The sequence below is a fragment of the Bifidobacterium sp. LH_426 genome (genome assembly GCF_056356875.1).
On record NZ_JBKEVB010000005.1, the window covers coordinates 124,122 to 141,521 of the forward strand.

At 64.9% G+C, this 17,400-nt stretch carries 16 protein-coding genes and 1 tRNA gene; 15 read left to right on the forward strand and 2 right to left on the reverse strand.

The window, feature by feature from the left end; all coding sequences use genetic code 11:
• Positions 1-107 precede the first annotated feature (107 nt).
• The 3 genes from AC1AYD_RS06710 to mfd all read left to right on the forward strand — a co-directional run bounded on the left by AC1AYD_RS06710 (position 108) and on the right by mfd (position 5,000).
• Positions 108-692, forward strand: a complete 585-nt coding sequence (locus tag AC1AYD_RS06710) for an N-acetyltransferase family protein (RefSeq protein WP_476502126.1) — start codon at positions 108-110, stop codon at positions 690-692.
• Positions 693-796: 104 nt separating this feature from the next.
• Positions 797-1,396 (forward strand): aminoacyl-tRNA hydrolase, encoded by a 600-nt coding sequence (gene pth / locus AC1AYD_RS06715; RefSeq protein WP_476502127.1) that lies wholly within the window; start codon positions 797-799, stop codon positions 1,394-1,396.
• Complete coding sequence (gene mfd / locus AC1AYD_RS06720) at positions 1,386-5,000, forward strand: transcription-repair coupling factor (RefSeq protein WP_476502128.1); 3,615 nt, start codon at positions 1,386-1,388, stop codon at positions 4,998-5,000. The genes pth and mfd overlap by 11 nt, the downstream gene beginning before the upstream one ends.
• Positions 5,001-5,044: 44 nt before the next feature.
• Here the strand turns inward: mfd and AC1AYD_RS06725 are convergent, their stop codons facing one another.
• Positions 5,045-5,530 (reverse strand): N-acetyltransferase family protein, encoded by a 486-nt coding sequence (locus AC1AYD_RS06725; protein ID WP_476502129.1) that lies wholly within the window; start codon positions 5,528-5,530, stop codon positions 5,045-5,047.
• A gap of 206 nt (positions 5,531-5,736) precedes the next feature.
• Here AC1AYD_RS06725 and eno point away from each other — a divergent pair, with 206 nt between their 5' ends.
• The 5 genes from eno to AC1AYD_RS06750 all read left to right on the forward strand — a co-directional run bounded on the left by eno (position 5,737) and on the right by AC1AYD_RS06750 (position 9,562).
• Complete coding sequence (eno, locus tag AC1AYD_RS06730; protein WP_034526353.1) at positions 5,737-7,035, forward strand: phosphopyruvate hydratase; 1,299 nt, start codon at positions 5,737-5,739, stop codon at positions 7,033-7,035.
• A 110-nt stretch (positions 7,036-7,145) separates the two neighbouring features.
• Positions 7,146-7,718, forward strand: a complete 573-nt coding sequence (locus AC1AYD_RS06735) for an FtsB family cell division protein (protein ID WP_476502130.1) — start codon at positions 7,146-7,148, stop codon at positions 7,716-7,718.
• Positions 7,715-8,275 (forward strand): DUF501 domain-containing protein, encoded by a 561-nt coding sequence (locus tag AC1AYD_RS06740; protein ID WP_476502131.1) that lies wholly within the window; start codon positions 7,715-7,717, stop codon positions 8,273-8,275. The genes AC1AYD_RS06735 and AC1AYD_RS06740 overlap by 4 nt, the downstream gene beginning before the upstream one ends.
• Before the next feature lie 95 nt (positions 8,276-8,370).
• Positions 8,371-9,369, forward strand: a complete 999-nt coding sequence (locus AC1AYD_RS06745; protein ID WP_476502204.1) for a Ppx/GppA phosphatase family protein — start codon at positions 8,371-8,373, stop codon at positions 9,367-9,369.
• Between the two features lie 113 nt (positions 9,370-9,482).
• Positions 9,483-9,562: transfer RNA gene (locus AC1AYD_RS06750), tRNA-Leu, on the forward strand.
• Between the two features lie 237 nt (positions 9,563-9,799).
• Here the strand turns inward: AC1AYD_RS06750 and AC1AYD_RS06755 are convergent.
• Complete coding sequence (locus AC1AYD_RS06755) at positions 9,800-10,615, reverse strand: HAD family hydrolase (RefSeq protein WP_476502132.1); 816 nt, start codon at positions 10,613-10,615, stop codon at positions 9,800-9,802.
• A gap of 199 nt (positions 10,616-10,814) precedes the next feature.
• On the opposite strand from AC1AYD_RS06755, the gene AC1AYD_RS06760 reads away from it, so the two are divergent.
• The 7 genes from AC1AYD_RS06760 to ptsP all read left to right on the forward strand — a co-directional run bounded on the left by AC1AYD_RS06760 (position 10,815) and on the right by ptsP (position 17,391).
• Positions 10,815-11,513, forward strand: a complete 699-nt coding sequence (locus AC1AYD_RS06760) for a GntR family transcriptional regulator (RefSeq protein ID WP_476502133.1) — start codon at positions 10,815-10,817, stop codon at positions 11,511-11,513.
• 251 nt (positions 11,514-11,764) lie between these two features.
• A complete protein-coding gene (locus AC1AYD_RS06765; protein ID WP_476502134.1) occupies positions 11,765-13,126 on the forward strand; it encodes a PTS sugar transporter subunit IIC in 1,362 nt (453 codons plus the stop codon).
• A gap of 168 nt (positions 13,127-13,294) precedes the next feature.
• Positions 13,295-13,594 carry a PTS sugar transporter subunit IIB gene (locus AC1AYD_RS06770; RefSeq protein WP_100494382.1) on the forward strand — a complete coding sequence of 100 codons (300 nt, stop codon included), beginning with the start codon at positions 13,295-13,297 and terminating at the stop codon, positions 13,592-13,594.
• Positions 13,595-13,649: 55 nt separating this feature from the next.
• Complete coding sequence (locus tag AC1AYD_RS06775) at positions 13,650-13,976, forward strand: PTS sugar transporter subunit IIA (protein ID WP_033889656.1); 327 nt, start codon at positions 13,650-13,652, stop codon at positions 13,974-13,976.
• A 32-nt stretch (positions 13,977-14,008) separates the two neighbouring features.
• On the forward strand, positions 14,009-15,445 hold the full coding sequence (locus AC1AYD_RS06780) for a 6-phospho-beta-glucosidase (RefSeq protein ID WP_476502135.1): 1,437 nt from the start codon (positions 14,009-14,011) through the stop codon (positions 15,443-15,445).
• 60 nt (positions 15,446-15,505) lie between these two features.
• Positions 15,506-15,766 (forward strand): HPr family phosphocarrier protein, encoded by a 261-nt coding sequence (locus AC1AYD_RS06785; protein ID WP_100513134.1) that lies wholly within the window; start codon positions 15,506-15,508, stop codon positions 15,764-15,766.
• Positions 15,766-17,391 (forward strand): phosphoenolpyruvate--protein phosphotransferase, encoded by a 1,626-nt coding sequence (gene ptsP / locus AC1AYD_RS06790; RefSeq protein ID WP_476502136.1) that lies wholly within the window; start codon positions 15,766-15,768, stop codon positions 17,389-17,391. Before AC1AYD_RS06785 ends, ptsP begins: the two co-directional genes overlap by 1 nt.
• Positions 17,392-17,400: the final 9 nt, after the last annotated feature.

Sequence of the window (17,400 nt, forward strand, 5' to 3'; positions counted from 1 at the left end):
GGCTGTATCTTCCGGGATATGTTGTGCTGAGATGCCGTCAGCGCAAGGATTCCCGGGCGATGGGGACGTTCTCCGGGATTTCTTGCGCCGGGTGCTAGGCTGTCGGCATGTCCTATCTGTTCCGGGCCGCGACCGCATCCGATCTCCAGGCCATCACCGACATCTACAACGCGTCCGTCGTCGAAGGCGGCGCCACCGCCGACCTCGCGCCCCGCACCCTCGACCAACGCCGCGCATGGGTGGAATCGCACCAGCCGCCCTACGGGGTGTTCGTCGTCGAGGCGACGGACGACGGTGACGATGCCTCCCGTGGTGACGAAGAGGTCGCACGCGACGGCGTGGAGACCGTTCAGGGGGATCGCGACGGCGCTCGTCCCCGCAAGGTCGTCGCCTTCGGCGCGCTGTCCGTGTTCTACGACCGCGCCGGCTACGACGGCGTCACCGACCTCGCCTACTACATCGCGCCGCAGTGGCGGCATCGCGGCATCGGCACGTTCCTGCTCGACCACCTGCTCGACGAGGCGAGGGCCCGCCGCATGCGCAAGGCCATCGGCATCATCTTCGCCGACAACGCCGGATCGACCGCCCTGATGCGCCGCTTCGGCTTCACTCGGTTCGGTCTCCTCCCCGCCGCCGCCACCGACGCGACCGGCGTCATGCACGACATGTCCTACTGGTACCTCGACCTGTGACCGGGGCGCCGGCGCCGGCACCTGCGCGTCCGCGCCCTTGACTGAGGCGGTGGGTACAATCTGTTCGGTCGAAAACGAGTAAGGCGCAGTAAGGAGCAACGCATATGGCATCGGATTTCTGGCTGATCGCGGGACTGGGCAACCCGGGCAAGAAGTATGAGGACACGCGGCACAACATGGGCTTCATGACCGCCGACGTGCTCGCGGAACGCTGGTCGGTCGCCTTCTCCGACCACAAGGGGCTCGCCATGCTCGGCAAGGGCGCGATGCACCTCGACGGCCGCGCCGTCAAGTTCTTCCTCGCCAAGCCGCTCACCTACATGAACGAGTCCGGCAACGCGGTCGCCTCGATCTGCTCCTACTACCAGATCCAGCCCGACCACGTCATTGTCATCCACGACGACATGGACCTCGACTTCGGCCGCATCAAGGTCAAGGCCGGCGGCTCCGCCGGCGGCCACAACGGCATCAAATCCATCGACAAGTCGCTGGGCACGCCGAAGTACGCGCGCGTGCGCATGGGCGTCGGCCATGCCCGCCGCGGCGCCAACGCGCACGACAACACCATCAACTGGGTGCTCGGCGGCTTCGGCCCCGACCAGCGCAAGCAGCTGCCCGAATTCCTCATGGACGGCGCGGACGCCGCCGAGGACATCATCTTCAAGGGACTCGCCAAGACCCAGGAGAAGTTCAATGGCCGCTGACGCCAAGGAGACGCCCGCGTCCGTCACGTCCGAACTCGGCCTCGTCGACGGCTCGCTCGCCGGGCTGCTCGAACGGCTCGCGGACGGCGATCCCGCGTTCCGCAAGGTCGCGTCCGGCGACATCGAACCGCCGGAGGGCGTCGACGACGCGATCGTCGTCGGCCTGCCCGAAGGCATGCGCCCGGCGCTCGCCGCCGCCATCGCACAGGGTGTGGGCGGCACAGACGGCACAACAGGCAAGGCCGGCAAGCCGGTCGTGCTCGTCGTCGCCTCCGGGCGCGAGGCCGAGGAGACCGTCGGCGCGCTACGCTCCTGGTATGACGGGAATCCGGACGACATCGCCCAATTGGAGGCATGGGAGACGCTGCCGCACGAGCGGCTCAGCCCCCGCGCCGACACGGTCGCCAGCCGCATGGCCGTGTTCCGTCGCCTGAAGCATCCGAGCGACGCCGATCCGATGTTCGGCCGCATCCGCATCCTCGTCATGCCGGTGCGCTCGCTCATCCAGCCGATCGTCGCCGGCCTCGCCGACGTCGAACCGCTCGTGTTCACGCGGGGCGAGGACCTGCCGCTCGACGAGGCGGCGGACCGTCTCGTCGAGAACGCGTACACGCGCGTCGAGCTCGTCATGGACCGCGGCGAGTTCGCGGTGCGCGGCGGCATCCTCGACGTGTTCCCGCCTACCGCGCCCCACCCGGTGCGCATCGAGTTCTTTGGCGACGAGATCGACGGCATCAGGGAATTCCACGCCTCCGACCAGCGCACCTACGGCGACGGCCTTACGACCATCTGGGCGACGCCATGCCGCGAGCTGCAGCTCACCGACCGGGTGCGCGCCCGCGCGAAATCGCTGATCGGCTCCATCCCGAACGCCGACGACATGCTCGAATCCATCGCGAACGCCGTCCCCGTCGAAGGCATGGAATCGCTGATGCCTGCGCTCATCGACGACATGGAGCCGGTCGCCGGCCTGCTGCCCGGGAACGCCGTCATCCTGCTGAGCGACCCGGAGAAGCTGCGCCGCTCCGCCGAGGACCTCGCCAAGACGGCGAACGAGTTCCTCGCCGCCAGCTGGCACGTCGCCGCGTCCGGCCACGGCGCCGGCGCGCCCATCACCTTCGACCAGGCGAGCTTCATCGACTATGACGAGGCGATATCCGCGCTCGAGAACTCGAAGCACGACGTGATCCGCCTCACCAGCTTCACCGTCGACGGTTCGCGCCCGGGACGCGTGCAGGTCGACGCGACGAATCCGGGGGAGTACCGCGGCGACGAGTCGAAGGCCGCCGCCGGCATCGAAGGCCTCATCGACGCCGGATTCGACGTCGCCATCACCGCGGCGGCCAAGGGCACGCTCGCACGACTCAAGCGCGCCGTCAACGCGACCGGCATCACGCGGTTCGACGCGATCCGCTCGCAGGCCGTCGACGGCTTCGTCGACAGGCAGGCGAAGACCGCCCTGCTCACCGAACGCGACCTGACCGGCCGCACCTCGGCGATGGCGCAGGCGAAGACCCCGAAGCGCCGCCGCAAGGCCATTGATCTCATGGAGCTCAAGGCCGGCGACTACGTGGTGCACGAGCAGCACGGCATCGGCCGGTTCGTCGAGATGCGCCAGCGCACCATCGGCACCGGCGCGAACCGCACCACGCGCGAATACCTCGTCATCGAATACGCGCCGAGCAAGCGGGGCGCCCCGCCGGACAAGCTGTTCATCCCCACCGACCAGCTCGACCAGGTGAGCAAGTACATCGGCGCCGAAGCGCCCAAGCTCAACAAGCTGGGCGGATCCGACTGGGCGGCCACCAAGGCGAAGGCGCGCAAGCACGTCAAGGAGATCGCCGACGACCTGGTGAAGCTGTATTCGGCCCGCCAGCGCACGCCCGGCTTCGCGTTCAGCCCGGACACCCCGTGGCAGAAGGAGCTGGAGGACGCGTTCCCCTACCAGGAGACCGCCGACCAGCTCACCACCATCGACGAGGTCAAGCACGACATGGAGCAGCCCCGCCCGATGGACCGCCTCATCTGCGGCGACGTGGGCTTCGGCAAGACCGAGATCGCGGTGCGCGCCGCGTTCAAGGCCATCCAGGACGGCAAGCAGGTGGCCGTGCTCGTGCCCACCACGCTGCTCGTCCAGCAGCACTACGAGACGTTCACCGAACGCTACGAGGGCTTCCCGGTCAACGTGGCGGCGATGAGCCGCTTCCAGAAACCCAAGGAGATCAAGGAGACCATCGAGGGGCTGGCGGCCGGCACCGTGGACGTGGTCATCGGCACGCACAAGCTGCTCAACCCGAAGATCAGGTTCAAGGACCTGGGCCTCGTCATTATCGACGAAGAACAGCGTTTCGGCGTCGAACACAAGGAGACGCTCAAGGCCTTGCGCACCAACGTGGACGTCCTGTCCCTCTCCGCGACGCCGATCCCGCGCACGCTGGAGATGGCCGTCACCGGCATCCGCGAGATGTCGACGCTCGCCACCCCGCCGGAGGACCGTCTGCCGGTGCTCACCTACGTGGGCGCCTACGAGGACGCGCAGGTCACGGCCGCGGTGCGCCGCGAGCTGTTGCGCGGCGGACAGGTGTTCTACGTGCACAACCGCGTGGAGGACATCGCGCACATCGCCGACAGGATCCACACGCTCGTGCCGGAGGCGAAGGTCGGCGTCGCGCACGGCAAGATGGGCGAGAAGCAGCTCGACCAGATCATCCGCGACTTCTGGCACCGCGACATCGACGTGCTCGTGTGCACGACGATCATCGAGACGGGCCTCGATATCTCGAACGCGAACACGCTGATCGTCGACCATGCGGACCGTTTCGGCCTCTCGCAGCTCCACCAGCTGCGCGGACGCGTCGGCCGCGGCCGAGAACGCGCGTACGCGTACTTCCTGTACGATCCGTCCAAGCCGATGACCCAGCAGTCGCACGACAGGCTCGCGACGATCGCGCAGAACACGGCGTTGGGCTCCGGCTTCGACGTGGCGATGAAGGACCTGGAGCTCAGGGGCACCGGCAACCTGCTCGGCGACCAGCAGTCCGGCCACATCGAGGGCGTCGGCTTCGACCTGTACGTGCGCATGGTCTCCGAGGCCGTCGAGAAGTACAAGGAGCCGGACAAGGCCGCCGAACCGGCGAACGTGTCGATCGACCTGCCGGTCGAGGCGTCGATCCCGGTGGACTACATCGACTCGGACAAGCTGCGCCTCGAGGCGTACCGCAAGCTCGCCGCCGCCCGCGACGAGAACGACCTCAAGGACCTCGCCGAGGAGCTCGCCGACCGCTACGGCCCGCTGCCGGAGGAGTTCGAGATGCTGTTCGGCGTGGCGCGCCTCAAGTTCAGGGCCAGGAAGCTTGGCATCTCCGAGATCCTCGCCCAGTCGAACCGTCTGCGCGTCGGCCGCGTCGACCCGCCCGAGTCGATGCTCATGCGCATGTCGCGCATCTACAAGGGGTTCCAGTACCGGCCGGTCACGCACCAGATGATCATCCCCACGCCGTTCGGCGGCTCCCTCGGCAAGGGGCCGATGCCCGGCGAGCAGGTGATGGACTGGGTGTCCGACCTGCTCAACGACCTGGCCTACGTGCCGGGCAAACGCCGGTAGCCGAGCGGCGGGGGAGCGGGGCGGGGCGCGGACCCTGCAAGGCCCTACAGGATCGTCTCCATGCCGATCTTGTAGGGCTTGAGGCCCATTCGCTCGTAGAACGCCTGCGCGCCAGGATTGCACGACCACACGTTGAGCGTCACGTTGTAGCAGCCGGCGCCGCGGGCGAAATCGAGCACGTGCCGGTAGACGGCGGTACCCACGTGCCGCCCGCGCGCCGCCTCGTCGACGCAGATGTCGTCGATGTAGAGCGTCGTCACGTCGGTGAGCACGTGGTTGCCCGGATGCCGCTCGAACACGCAGAACGCGTAGCCGTAGAGCGTCGCGTCGTCCGCGTCCGAGAACGCGCCGAAGACCGGGCGTTCGTCGTCGGCGAGGATTCCCGCGAGTTCGTCGTCGGTGTATTTCGTCGCGTCCGCCTTGAACAGGTCGGGGCGGCCGGCGTGATGGACGTCCGCCACCTGCCGCAGCAGGCGGTGGAGTTCGGGGATGTCGCGCTTCTCGGCGCGGCGGATGTGCATGTCGTTCATGCGGGCCCAGTCTAGTCGGCGGATGTGGTGCCTGTCCGGACCGTGGAACGTCGACGGGAGTCGAACGGGGCGTGAAACAACGTTGAAATATCGGTGAACAGTGGGATGTGAACGCTCACAACACGCAATGCGCAACCCTTGCGCGTAGTCCATCAATCACACTATTCTTGACGATGTCATCACAACCTAACGTTAAAGGAGTAGTTGTGGCAGCAATTGAAAGCGTCTACGCGCGTCAGATTCTCGATTCCCGCGGCAACCCGACCGTCCAGGTCGTTCTGGACACCGAGGACGGCGCCCGCGGTCTGGGTCTGGTCCCGTCCGGTGCCTCCACCGGTGAGGCCGAGGCCTGGGAGCGTCGCGACGGCGACAAGTCCGTCTACGGCGGCAAGGGCGTTCTGAACGCGGTCAAGGCCGTCAACGAGGAGATCGCTCCGAAGGTCATCGGCATGGATGCCTCCGACCAGCGCGCCCTCGACGACCTGATGATCGAGCTCGACGGCACCCCGAACAAGGGCCGTCTGGGCGCCAACGCCATCCTCGGCGTCTCCCTGGCCGCCCTGTACGCCGCCGCCGAGTCCGCCGACGAGCCACTGTACCGCTACATCGGCGGCACCAACGGCCACATCCTGCCGGTGCCGAACATGAACATCATGAACGGCGGCGCCCACGCGGACTTCGCCACCGACATCCAGGAGTACATGATCTCCCCGTACGGCTTCGACACCTACTCCGAGGCCCTCCAGGCCGGCGTCGAGGTCTACCACACCCTGAAGAACGTCCTCAAGAAGGAAGGCCTGAACACGGGCCTCGGCGACGAGGGCGGCTTCGCTCCGAAGATGAAGTCCAACAAGGACTCCCTCAACTACATCATGGACGCCATCTCCGCCGCCGGCTACGAGCCGGGCAAGCAGATCGGCATCTCCCTCGACGTCGCCTCCTCCGAGTTCTACAACAAGGAGACCGGCAAGTACCACTTCGAGGGCGACGAGCGCGACTCCCAGTACATGCTCGACTTCTACGAGCAGCTCATCGAGGAGTACCCGATCGTCTCCATCGAGGATCCGTTCAACGAGGAGGGCTGGGAAGACTGGACCGCCATCACCAAGCTGCTCGGCGACCGCCTGCAGTTCGTCGGTGACGACCTGCTCGTGACCAACCCGGCTCGCCTGGCCAAGGCCATCGAGCTCGGCGCCGCCAACTCCCTGCTGGTCAAGCTGAACCAGATCGGCACCGTGACCGAGACCCTCGACGCCATCGAGCTGGCCACCGCCAACGGCTACACCTCCATGGTCTCCCACCGTTCCGGCGAGACCCCGGACACCACCATCTCCGACCTGGCCGTCGCCAAGAACACCCGCCAGATCAAGACCGGTGCCCCGGCCCGTGGCGAGCGCGTCGCCAAGTACAACCGCCTGCTCGAGATCGAGGAGGAGCTCGGCTCCACCGCGAAGTACGCCGGCTACAGCGCCTTCAAGGCCTGCAAGAAGTACATCAACAAGTGAGTTGATGCCGCTTCGCCGGCGTGCTGAGGCGTCGCCCCATACGGGGCGGCCATAGCGCAGCAACGAATGCCCGTCGCGTTCCGTCGAACGCGACGGGTATTTTGTTGCCCATGACCACACGGAACCGGACACCACGCGCGGGGGACGCCAAGTCCGCCGCGAAGGCGAAGAAGAACCGCCGTTCCGGCAACTCCGGCCCGATCGCCTTCTTCGTCTCCCTGTTCATCATCGCGGTCGGCACCATCCAGCTCGTCTCCACGTTCAACACATACGCGGCCGACCTCGCCCACCTGAACAGTCTCAAGCGCGAGGAGGCGGCGCTCGTCGCCCAGAAGCAGGAGCTGGAGAACGACATCTCCCGCTGGAACGACAAGAACTACGTTGCCGCGCAGGCGCGCGAACGTCTCGGCTTCGTCTTCCCCGGCGAGACCGCGGTGCGCGTGCAGAACCCGCAGGCGGTGACCGGCGACGGCAGCGGCGGCGGGACGAAGACCGACGCCGAGACGGACACGTCGAAGCAACTGCCTTGGTACAGTGAGCTCTCGTACGCGTTCAAGAAGGCCGACGAACCGGTGTCCAAGAACTCCACGGGCACGCAGGGGAAGGACGGGACGCAGAAGAACCGGCAGGATTCCGGCTCCGCCTCGACGGACACGACCACGACCAAGAAGGACCAACAGTGACCACCACCATCGACCCGACCGCACTGGCCGACCAGATCCTCGACCATCCGGCCAACGAAGCCGACATCGCCATCGTCGAGCACCAGCTCGGACGCTACCCGCGCGGCATGGCCGCCGTCGGCGCGCGTTGCGTGTGCGGCCGCCCGCTCGCCGTCGTCACCCGTCCGCTGCTGCCCGGCGGCGTGCCGTTCCCCACCACCTGCTATCTCACCAGCCCGGAGGCCGTCAAGGCCGCCTCGCATGTGGAGGCCGACGGCGTGATGCAGGAGTACAGCCGTCTCGTCGCCGAGGACGAGGACGTGAAGGCCGCCTACGCGCGCGCCCACGAGCTGTATCTCGCGTTCCGCCACGAGATCGCCGTCAAGCTCGGCGACACCGAGGAGCATATCGAAGGCACGTCGGCCGGCGGCATGCCCGTGCGCGTCAAGTGCCTGCACGCGCTGATCGCGCAGTCGCTCGTCATGGGCCGCGGCGCCAACCCGATCGGCGACATGGTGCTCGACCGCGTGAAGGACGAGTTCGACCCGGCCGTGTGCCGGTGCAGCGTGCTGGACTGACAAGGCGGACTACCCCTCAGTCCGCTTCGCGGACAGCTCCCCTGGCAAGGGGAGCCCAAGGAGACAGGCGCTCAATGCCAAGGAAAGGAACCATCATGGGCAAGGCGGTGACCGTCGCGGGAATCGACTGCGGCACCAATTCCATCCGACTGAAGATCGCGCGCGTCGACGAGCACGGCATGACCGAGATCGTGCCGCGCCAGCTGCGCGTCATCCGGCTCGGCCAGGACGTCGACAAGACGCACCGGTTCGCCGACGAGGCGCTGGAACGCGCCTACGCGGCGGCGCGCGAGTTCGCCGGCATCCTCGCCGAGCATCCGGTCGACGGCATCCGCTTCGTCGCCACCTCCGCCACGCGCGACGCCGGGAACCGCGAGGAGTTCGAGGACGGCATCGAGTCGATCCTCGGCGTGCGCCCCGAGGTCATCCCGGGCACGGAGGAGGCCGACCTGAGCTTTCTCGGCGCCACGTCGGTCGTCGACCGCGGCGACCTCAAACCGCCCTATCTGGTCGTCGACCTGGGCGGCGGCTCCACCGAACTCGTCATCGGCGGCGACGGCGAGACCGCGCCCGCCACGCAGGTGCAGGCCGCGTATTCGATGAACATCGGATCGGTGCGCATGACCGAACGGCATCTCAAGACCGATCCGCCCACCGAGGAGGAGATCGCCGAGGCCGTCGAGGACATCGACGCGCATATCGACGAGGCGTTCCGTACCGTGCCCGCCGGCAAGGCGCGCACCATCATCGGCGTGTCCGGCACCGTGACCACGATGACCGCGCTCGCCATCGGACTGAAGGAATACGACCACTCCATCGTCGACGGCCACCGCCTGTCCATCGCCGACGCGACAAGCATCGACGACCTGTTCCTCAGGATGACGCGCGAACAGCGCCGCGCCTACAAGACGATCCATCCCGGACGCATCGACGTGGTGGGCGGCGGCGCCGTCGTCTGGAACCGCGTGCTCGCCAAGGTGAGCGAGGCCGCGCGGCTCGACCACGGCGAGGCCATCGACTCGTACGTGGCGAGCGAGCACGGGCTGCTCGACGGCATCGTCCTCGACTACGGACGGCGCCTGCTCGCTGCGTGACGTCCCTCGACGCGATCCACATGGCGTTCCCGCGTGACACGGCTATGCGCCGCGACCCGACGCACGGGCGCGCCGCATAGTACAATGACACGGTCGGTTCCCGCCGACCACAGGCCCCCGTGGCGAAATCGGTAGACGCAGTCGACTTAAAATCGATCGCTTCGGCTTGCGGGTTCGAGTCCCGCCGGGGGCACTTCATCACCCGGCCTCACGAAATATCGTGGGCCGGGTTTTGTATTTCCGACGATAGGCGATGTTGCGATTGCGTTGGAATCATGCGGCTGTTGGGTGGCGGCCCGGGAGCGGCACGGGACACGGCGCAGGAAGCGAAGACGGAGCGCATGGCTCGGGGCCGTGTTCCCACGCCGATGAAGGAGAGTGTGTCGAACAGCCCCGTCTGGAGCATTCTCTTCTGAGGCGGGGTGGCATGTTAACGGAGCAGCCGGTGCAGTACCGCCGCGAGACCGTTGTTGTCGACGTTTGGCGCAATCATGTCGGCGACTGATTTGACGGCTTCGGTGCCGTTGCCCATCGCCACGCCGATGCCGGCAGTCTGTATCATCTCAAGGTCGTTGTCGCTGTCGCCGATGGCGATCGTGTCGGACAGTGGAACTCCGAGCCGTTGAGAGACTTTCATGAGCGCCGTGCCCTTGTCTACTCCGGGGATAAGGATCTCGCCGTTGTCGTCGCTGGAAGCGTTGATTGATCCGTGGATAATGGTCGCGTAGTCAGCGAGCTCGCGACGCACGTCTTCCACGGTAAGACTGCCGTTCTCGGGGACGTAGAACGTTCCTTTGCGGACTGGAGGCAGAGGGGCGGAATGGTCGGTGATGGTGTGCCAGGAGTCGCGCATCTGCGGATGCCGCAGCAGTTTTCGCCAGATGCCGAGCCGGTGCAGGTAGCGTTCGGTGGCGTGCATGCCGTCGGGGCAGTGCCAGGCATACGGCATGGCGTGCGCGGTGAAGAACGAGGTCGCCATGCGGACGGATTCAGCGGGCATGCGCTCGTCGATGATGGTCTCACCGTCGAGCTCGGCGCATGCGCCGCCGTCGGATACGATGCCGTCGAACCCAAGTTCGAGCACCGGTGGATCGATGTCCAGCGCCGCACGGCCCGAACAGATGAACAGCCGGTGACCGGCCTGCTGCGCTCGGCGGCACTGCTCGCGAGCCGATTCGGGAATGCGGTGGCTGCTGTCCAGCAGTGTGCCGTCGATATCAATAAATACTAGTTTGGATATGCTCATGCGCGTGTTCTCCTATGGAATGCCGACATCAGCGTCTGAACTGTAGATGGTGTTTCCTAAGAATAATTCATTCGAATGAATCATGCAATTGTGGGTGATGGTGTGTCTGTAATTCGAATGAATATGAGTCATGCGATAATATGGATTATGTGTGCTGCGGCGATGTGGCGCGGCTGAATGATGTGATTTTGGAGGGTGTATGAAATACCGTGAACTGGCGAAGATTCTCAAGGTGGAGATCGACAAGGGCAAATACCACGACGCGGGAAAGCTGCCCACCGAGCCCGAGCTCATGGAGCGGTTCGGCGCGACCCGGTACTGCGTGCGTAACGCCATTGCCATGTTGGTCGAGCTTGGCGATGTGTATCCGGTGCAGGGCAGCGGCATGTTCGTCCGGGAGAACAGGCGTGAGGGTTGCCTCAACATCAACGGCACGAGAGGCATGACTTCGGAGTTTCCCGGCCATTCCGTGTCCTCCAAGCTGATCAAGCTGGAGCAGCGCGAGGCGGGCGCGGATTCCGCGCGCCTCAAGTGCGCCGTCGACGCCAAAGTCTATAGCGTCTCGCGCCTGCGTCTGTTGGATGACGAACCGTTCGCCATCGAGTACGCCCTGTATCTCAAGGAGTTCGTGCCGTATCTCAGCGAGGAGATCGCCAGTGGCTCCATTTACGCGTACATTCGCGAGGACCTGGGGCTGAGTACGGGATTTGCAGACAAGCTGATATACGCGCGAGAGCTGGATCATGGCCGGGCCGACCTTCTTGGCCTGTCGGCTGGGGATCCCGCCCTGGTGGTCGAGGACGACGCCTATCTGGCCAGCGGCCGCATGTTCAACGCCGGCACGGTCTACTACCACTATAAGAAGGCCACGTTTTTTAATTTCGCCGACCTGAAGTAGTCCCTTATATGCGTGAGGCGGCGTCGCCGGTGGGGGAGGCGCCGCTTCGCGGTATTCCCTCGGGGAGGCGACACGCCGTATCCAAAAATCATTCGAATGAATTTGACACAGCCGAATGAAACTTGTATATTGTAGTCAAGTCATTCGGATTACGCCTATTCATCCGAATGACTTGATACTGAACAAGAGGAATCGGACCGGCGACAAGGACACCGGCCCGGGGACGTCAACCAGTCCAAAGGAGGACGAGAATGAAGGAGTTCGGCAACAAACTGCTCAACGGCTTCATGAAATTCGCGACGACCAAAGCGGTCATCGCTCTGAAGGACGGCTTCGTGCTCACGATGCCGGCCACCCTGGTGGGATCGCTGTTCCTGCTGCTCGCGAACCTGCCGTTCGAGGGCTACACGGACTTCATGAACAACCTGCTGACCGACAAGTGGAACATCGGCCTGAGCCAGGTGTCCGCTGGAACGTTCAATATCCTGGCCGTCATCATCGCGGTCGGCATCGGCTACGCCTACGCGCGCAACGAGAAGGAAGATGGTATCTCCTCCGGTCTGCTAGCCCTGGTCGCCTTCTTCATCCTCTCGCCGTCCTCGGTGAGCATCGACCACAGCACCGTCGACGCGATCAAGGAGGGCACCACCGCCTCCGTGTCCGGCGCAATCTCCACCTCATGGACCGGCGGCAACGGCGTGATCACCGCCATCATCGTCGGCCTGCTGTCCGGCCTGGTGTTCGTCAAGTGCATGAAGCACAACCTCAAGATCAAACTGCCCGACTCCGTGCCCGAAGGCGTGTCCAACGCGTTCTCCGCCATGATCCCCGGCTTCTTCGTGGTGCTCGGCTCCGCCGTCATCTACCACCTGTGCCAGCTGTTCGGCGGCGTGAGCTTCACCGAACTCATCTTCAAGATCCTGCAGACCCCGATGCAGAACCTCACCGACAACTGGGCCGGCGCGATCATCATCACCCTGCTCATCTCCATCCTCTTCTGGTGCGGCATCCACGGCCCGAACGTCGTCATGGGCATCATGGCCCCGCTGCTGACCGCCAACTCCGTGGCCAACCAGGCCCTCATGGATGCCGGCAAGGCCGTGACCACCGCCGACGGCGGCCACATCCTCACCCCGCAGATCGTCGACTGCTTCGTCAAGTTCGGCGGCACCGGCATCACCCTCGGCCTGCTCATCGCCGGCCTGATCGTGGCCAAGTCCAGCCAGATGAAGGAAATGTCGAAGCTGTCCGTCGTGCCCGGCCTGTTCAACATCAACGAGCCGGTCATCTTCGGCCTGCCGATCGTGTTCAACCCGTTCTTCCTGATTCCGTTCATCGTCGTCCCGCTGATCGCCATGATCATCACCTACGGCGCGATGTACATCGGCTTCCTGCCCCCGTTCGGTGCCGTCCAGGTGCCGTGGACCACCCCGGTGATCATCTCCGGCTTCCTGCTGGGCGGCTGGAAGGCAGCGCTCATCCAGCTCATCATCCTCGTGATCTCCGTGGTCGTCTACCTGCCGTTCGTCAAGAAGCAGGACCAGGCATGGGTCGCCGAACAGGCCGCCAACGACGCCGACATCGAGACGGCCGCCGCCGCGGCCAAGGCCTGAGACGCCGCATCGAACGGCCCGACTCTTCCGATCGGCAATGGTCGGATGACATGGGAGCCCGGTACGAGCAACCACCCTTGCCGGGCCCCCTCCTTAATCAACACTCAATACACCCATAACAACCAACCGCCCCACGATCGGTATGGGGCCCACTGAAAGGAAAACACCATGAAGATCGTACTGTGCTGCAACGCCGGAATGTCCACCAGCATGCTGGTCAAGAAGATGCGCGCCGCCGCCGAGGCCAAGGGCATCGAGGCCGAAATCGACGCCTACCCGATCTCCGAGGTCGAGGAGAAGGCCGCGAACGCCGACGCCGTGCTGCTCGGACCGCAGGTACGCTACGAGCTCGACCACGTCAAGAAGCTGCTGCCCGGCAAGCCGGTCGAGGCCATCAACCCGCAGGACTACGGCATGGTGCGCGGCGACAAGGTGCTCGAACACGCCATCGCCATCGCCTCCAAGTAACCGACACCAAACAGACAGACAACACAACCAAACGAACGAACCAAGGGTGGTAACAATGGCAGAAGACAACAAGGACTTCGACTGGGAGACCCTCTGCTTCCAGATGATTACGGCCGCGGGGAGCGCCAAATCCGACTACATCGAGGCGTTGCAGGCGGCCAAGGCCGGCAAATACGACAAGGCCGACGAGCTCATCAAGAGCGGCGACCAGAGCTTCGCGACCGGCCACGACCTGCACACCAACCTCGTGCAGCGCGAGGCGTCCGGCGAGAAGATCGAGGTCAGCCTGCTCATGACGCACGTCGAGGACCAGATGATGGCCGCGGAGACCGTCAAACTGCTAGTCAACGAGCTCATCGCGCTGTACAAGAAGATCAACTGACCCACAGGACCTATCAGGAAAAGGAACACAACATGGGTTTCCCAAGCAACTTTCTGTGGGGCGGCGCAGTGGCCGCCCACCAGCTCGAAGGTGCGTGGAACGAAGACGGCAAGGGCGTATCCATCGCCGACGTGATGACCGCGGGCGCGCACGGCGTGCCCCGGCAGATCACCGATAGCGTCGAGACCGGCAAGATCTACCCGAACCACTGGGGCAACGACTACTACCACCGCTTCCGCGGCGACGACTCGCTGTTCCAGGAGATGGGCTTCAAATGCTTCCGCACCTCCATCGCCTGGTCGCGCATCTTCCCTAACGGCGAGGAGGACGAGCCCAACGAGGCGGGTCTGAGGTTCTACGACGACCTGTTCGACGACCTCAAGGCCAAGGGCATGGAACCGGTCGTGACGCTCTCGCACTTCGAGATGCCGTTGAACCTGAGCCTCAAATACGGAGGGTTCACCGACCGCAGGCTCATCGACCTGTTCGTCAAGTTCGCGCTCACCGTCATGGAACGCTACAAGACCAAGGTGAAGTACTGGCTGACCTTCAACGAGGTCAACAACCAGATGAACCTCGACAACCCGATCTTCGCCTACACCGACTCCGGTATCCGGTTCTCCGAGACGGACACGATCCACGAGCGCAAGCGCAAGGTCTGGCAGGCCGTGCACAACGAGTTCGTCGCCAGCGCCCTGGTCGTCAAGCGCGGCCATGAGATCAACCCCGACTTCCAGATCGGATGCATGCTGGCCATCGTGCCGATCTACCCGGCCACCTGCAACCCCGACGACGTGATGCGCGCCGAAGTCGCCATGCGCGACCGGCTCGTGTTCGGCGACGTGTACGTCAACGGCGAATACCCGAACTACGCGAGGAACATGTGGGCCCGCGAGGACATCGCCCCTCACATGGAGCCGGGAGACGAGACGGTCATCGCCGAAGGCACGGTCGACTTCATCTCCATCAGCTATTACATGTCGATGGCCCTGTCCGCCGACGACTCCACCCCCGGCGACTTCGACTCCGGCATCGCCGGCGTGGTGCGCAACACGTATATCCCCGCCACCAAATGGGGCTGGCAGATCGACCCCGTCGGCCTGCGCTACGCGCTGAGCGTCCTGTACGAACGCTACCGCAAGCCGATCTTCATCGTGGAGAACGGCTACGGCGCATACGACACCGTCAACCCGGATGGCACCATCGACGACGACGACCGCATCGACTACCTGCGCGCCCACATCGAACAGGTCGGCAAGGCCATCGACCTCGACGGCGTGGAGGTCATGGGCTACACCGTGTGGGGCTGCATCGACGTGGTCAGCTTCGGCACCGGCGAATTCAAGAAACGCTACGGGCTGATCTACGTCGACGCCGACGACGAAGGACACGGCACCTTCGAACGCCGCCGCAAGAAATCCTTCGGCTGGTACCAGAAGGTCATCGCCACCAACGGCGAACAGCTGTAAACCACAGCACGTATACAAGGCGCTTCAAGCGCAACACATCAAACGCATAAAGGAATCATCATGTCTCAGGAATTCACGTTCACCGTATCCGACCCCGAGGGCATGCACGCCCGCCCCGCAGGCCTGCTGGTCGCCAAGGCCCAGGAATACCAGTCGAGCATCATCGTCACCCGCGACGGAAAATCCGTGGACGCCAAACGCATCTTCGGCGTCATGGGACTCGGCGTCAAGCAGGGCGACGAGGTCACCGTCAAGGTGCAGGGCAACGACGAGGTCAAGGCCGCCGCCGAATTCGAGCAGTTCCTCAAGGAGAACCTGTGATGAGAACGATACAAGGCGTTGGAGTCTCCGCCGGCATCGCCATCGGCGCGATCCGCGTGCTCGACACCGCCGACCACGCCGTGGAACGCCGCGTGGTCGACGACCCGAAGGCCGAGGTGGAACGCTTCCGTGCGGCCCGTGATACGGCCGTCAACCAGCTCAAGCAGCTCCGTGACAAGACAGCCGCCGAGTTCGGCGAAGGCAAGGCCGAACTGTTCGACACCCACCAGCTCATGCTCCAGGACCCGGACTACGTGGAAAGCATCGAGGACCTGATCACATCGAGCAAGGTGAACGCCGAGTTCGCGGTCAACAGCACCGCCGAACAGTTCGCCGCCATGTTCGCAGCAATGGACAACTCCTACATGCAGGCGCGCGCCGCCGACGTCAAGGACGTCTCCCGCCGCGTGATCAACGTACTCGAAGGCAAACGCGGCGGCGGAGCGCAGGACGGCGACGGCGACAGTCACATCATCCTCGCCGAGGACCTGGCCCCCAGCGAAACCGTGCAGCTCGACCGCGCCAAGGTGCTGGGCTTCGTGACCGCCAAGGGTTCCGCGAACTCGCACACCGCGATCCTGGCCCGCACGATGGGCCTGCCCGCCATCATCGGCATCGGCGACGCCTTCGACCCGGACGACGACGGCCACACCGCCGTGATCGACGGCACCAGCGGCTTGGCGTTCGTCGACCCGGACGAGGCCACGCTGGCCGAATACCAAGGCAAGAAGGCCAAGTACGAGGAACACCTGCGCCTGCTGCAGGAGCTCAAGGGCAAGCCCACCGAGACCAAGTCCGGCCAGCAGGTGCGCCTGTACGCCAACATCGGCCGCCCCTCGGACGTGACCGCCGTACTGGCCAACGACGCCGAGGGTATCGGCCTGTTCCGCAGCGAGTTCCTGTACCTGGAGAGCGAGGACTACCCGACCGAGGAATTCCAGTTCGAAGCCTACAAGGAAGTCGCGCAAAAGATGGGCGACCGTCTGGTCGTCATCCGCACGCTCGACATCGGCGCGGACAAGCAGGTCGGCTACTTCAACCTAGAGCACGAGGACAACCCCGCCCTCGGCTACCGCGCCATCCGCATCTGCCTGACCCGTCCGGAGATCTTCAAGGTGCAATTGCGCGCCCTGCTGCGCGCCTCCGTGTACGGCAACATCGCCATCATGCTGCCCATGATCACCTCGGTCCAGGAGGTGCGCGACGCCAAGAAGATCCTCGACGAGGTCAAGAGCGAGCTGCGCGGCGGGCACATCGACTTCAACGAACACATCCAGGTCGGCATCATGATCGAGACGCCCGCCTCGGTCATCATGGCCGACGAACTGGCCGCCGAAGTCGACTTCTTCTCCATCGGCACCAACGACCTGACCCAGTACACGCTGGCCTGCGACCGGCAGAACCCGAACCTCGGACGCTTCGCCGACCCGCACTCGCCCGCAGTGCTGCGCATGATCCGCATGGCCACCGAGGCCGCCCATCGCCACGGCATCTGGTGTGGCATCTGCGGCGAACTCGGCGCGGACCTGAGCCTGACCGACACGTTCCTTGAAATAGGACTCGACGAACTGTCCGTCTCGCCCACCAGCGTCCTGCCCCTGCGCAACGCCATCCGCAACCACTGAGTGGCGGTT

Bases quoted from the DNA above. Each gene is read 5' to 3' on its own strand.
- AC1AYD_RS06735 (WP_476502130.1), top strand. From the start codon at position 7,146: ATGACCACACGGAACCGGACACCACGCGCGGGGGACGCCAAGTCCGCC.
- AC1AYD_RS06710 (WP_476502126.1), top strand. From the start codon at position 108: ATGTCCTATCTGTTCCGGGCCGCGACCGCATCCGATCTCCAGGCCATC.
- AC1AYD_RS06755 (WP_476502132.1), bottom strand. From the start codon at position 10,615: ATGAGCATATCCAAACTAGTATTTATTGATATCGACGGCACACTGCTG.
- mfd (WP_476502128.1), top strand. From the start codon at position 1,386: ATGGCCGCTGACGCCAAGGAGACGCCCGCGTCCGTCACGTCCGAACTC.
- AC1AYD_RS06785 (WP_100513134.1), top strand. From the start codon at position 15,506: ATGTCTCAGGAATTCACGTTCACCGTATCCGACCCCGAGGGCATGCAC.
- AC1AYD_RS06725 (WP_476502129.1), bottom strand. From the start codon at position 5,530: ATGAACGACATGCACATCCGCCGCGCCGAGAAGCGCGACATCCCCGAA.
- ptsP (WP_476502136.1), top strand. From the start codon at position 15,766: ATGAGAACGATACAAGGCGTTGGAGTCTCCGCCGGCATCGCCATCGGC.
- AC1AYD_RS06770 (WP_100494382.1), top strand. From the start codon at position 13,295: ATGAAGATCGTACTGTGCTGCAACGCCGGAATGTCCACCAGCATGCTG.
- AC1AYD_RS06765 (WP_476502134.1), top strand. From the start codon at position 11,765: ATGAAGGAGTTCGGCAACAAACTGCTCAACGGCTTCATGAAATTCGCG.
- pth (WP_476502127.1), top strand. From the start codon at position 797: ATGGCATCGGATTTCTGGCTGATCGCGGGACTGGGCAACCCGGGCAAG.
- AC1AYD_RS06745 (WP_476502204.1), top strand. From the start codon at position 8,371: ATGGGCAAGGCGGTGACCGTCGCGGGAATCGACTGCGGCACCAATTCC.
- AC1AYD_RS06775 (WP_033889656.1), top strand. From the start codon at position 13,650: ATGGCAGAAGACAACAAGGACTTCGACTGGGAGACCCTCTGCTTCCAG.
- AC1AYD_RS06780 (WP_476502135.1), top strand. From the start codon at position 14,009: ATGGGTTTCCCAAGCAACTTTCTGTGGGGCGGCGCAGTGGCCGCCCAC.
- AC1AYD_RS06760 (WP_476502133.1), top strand. From the start codon at position 10,815: ATGAAATACCGTGAACTGGCGAAGATTCTCAAGGTGGAGATCGACAAG.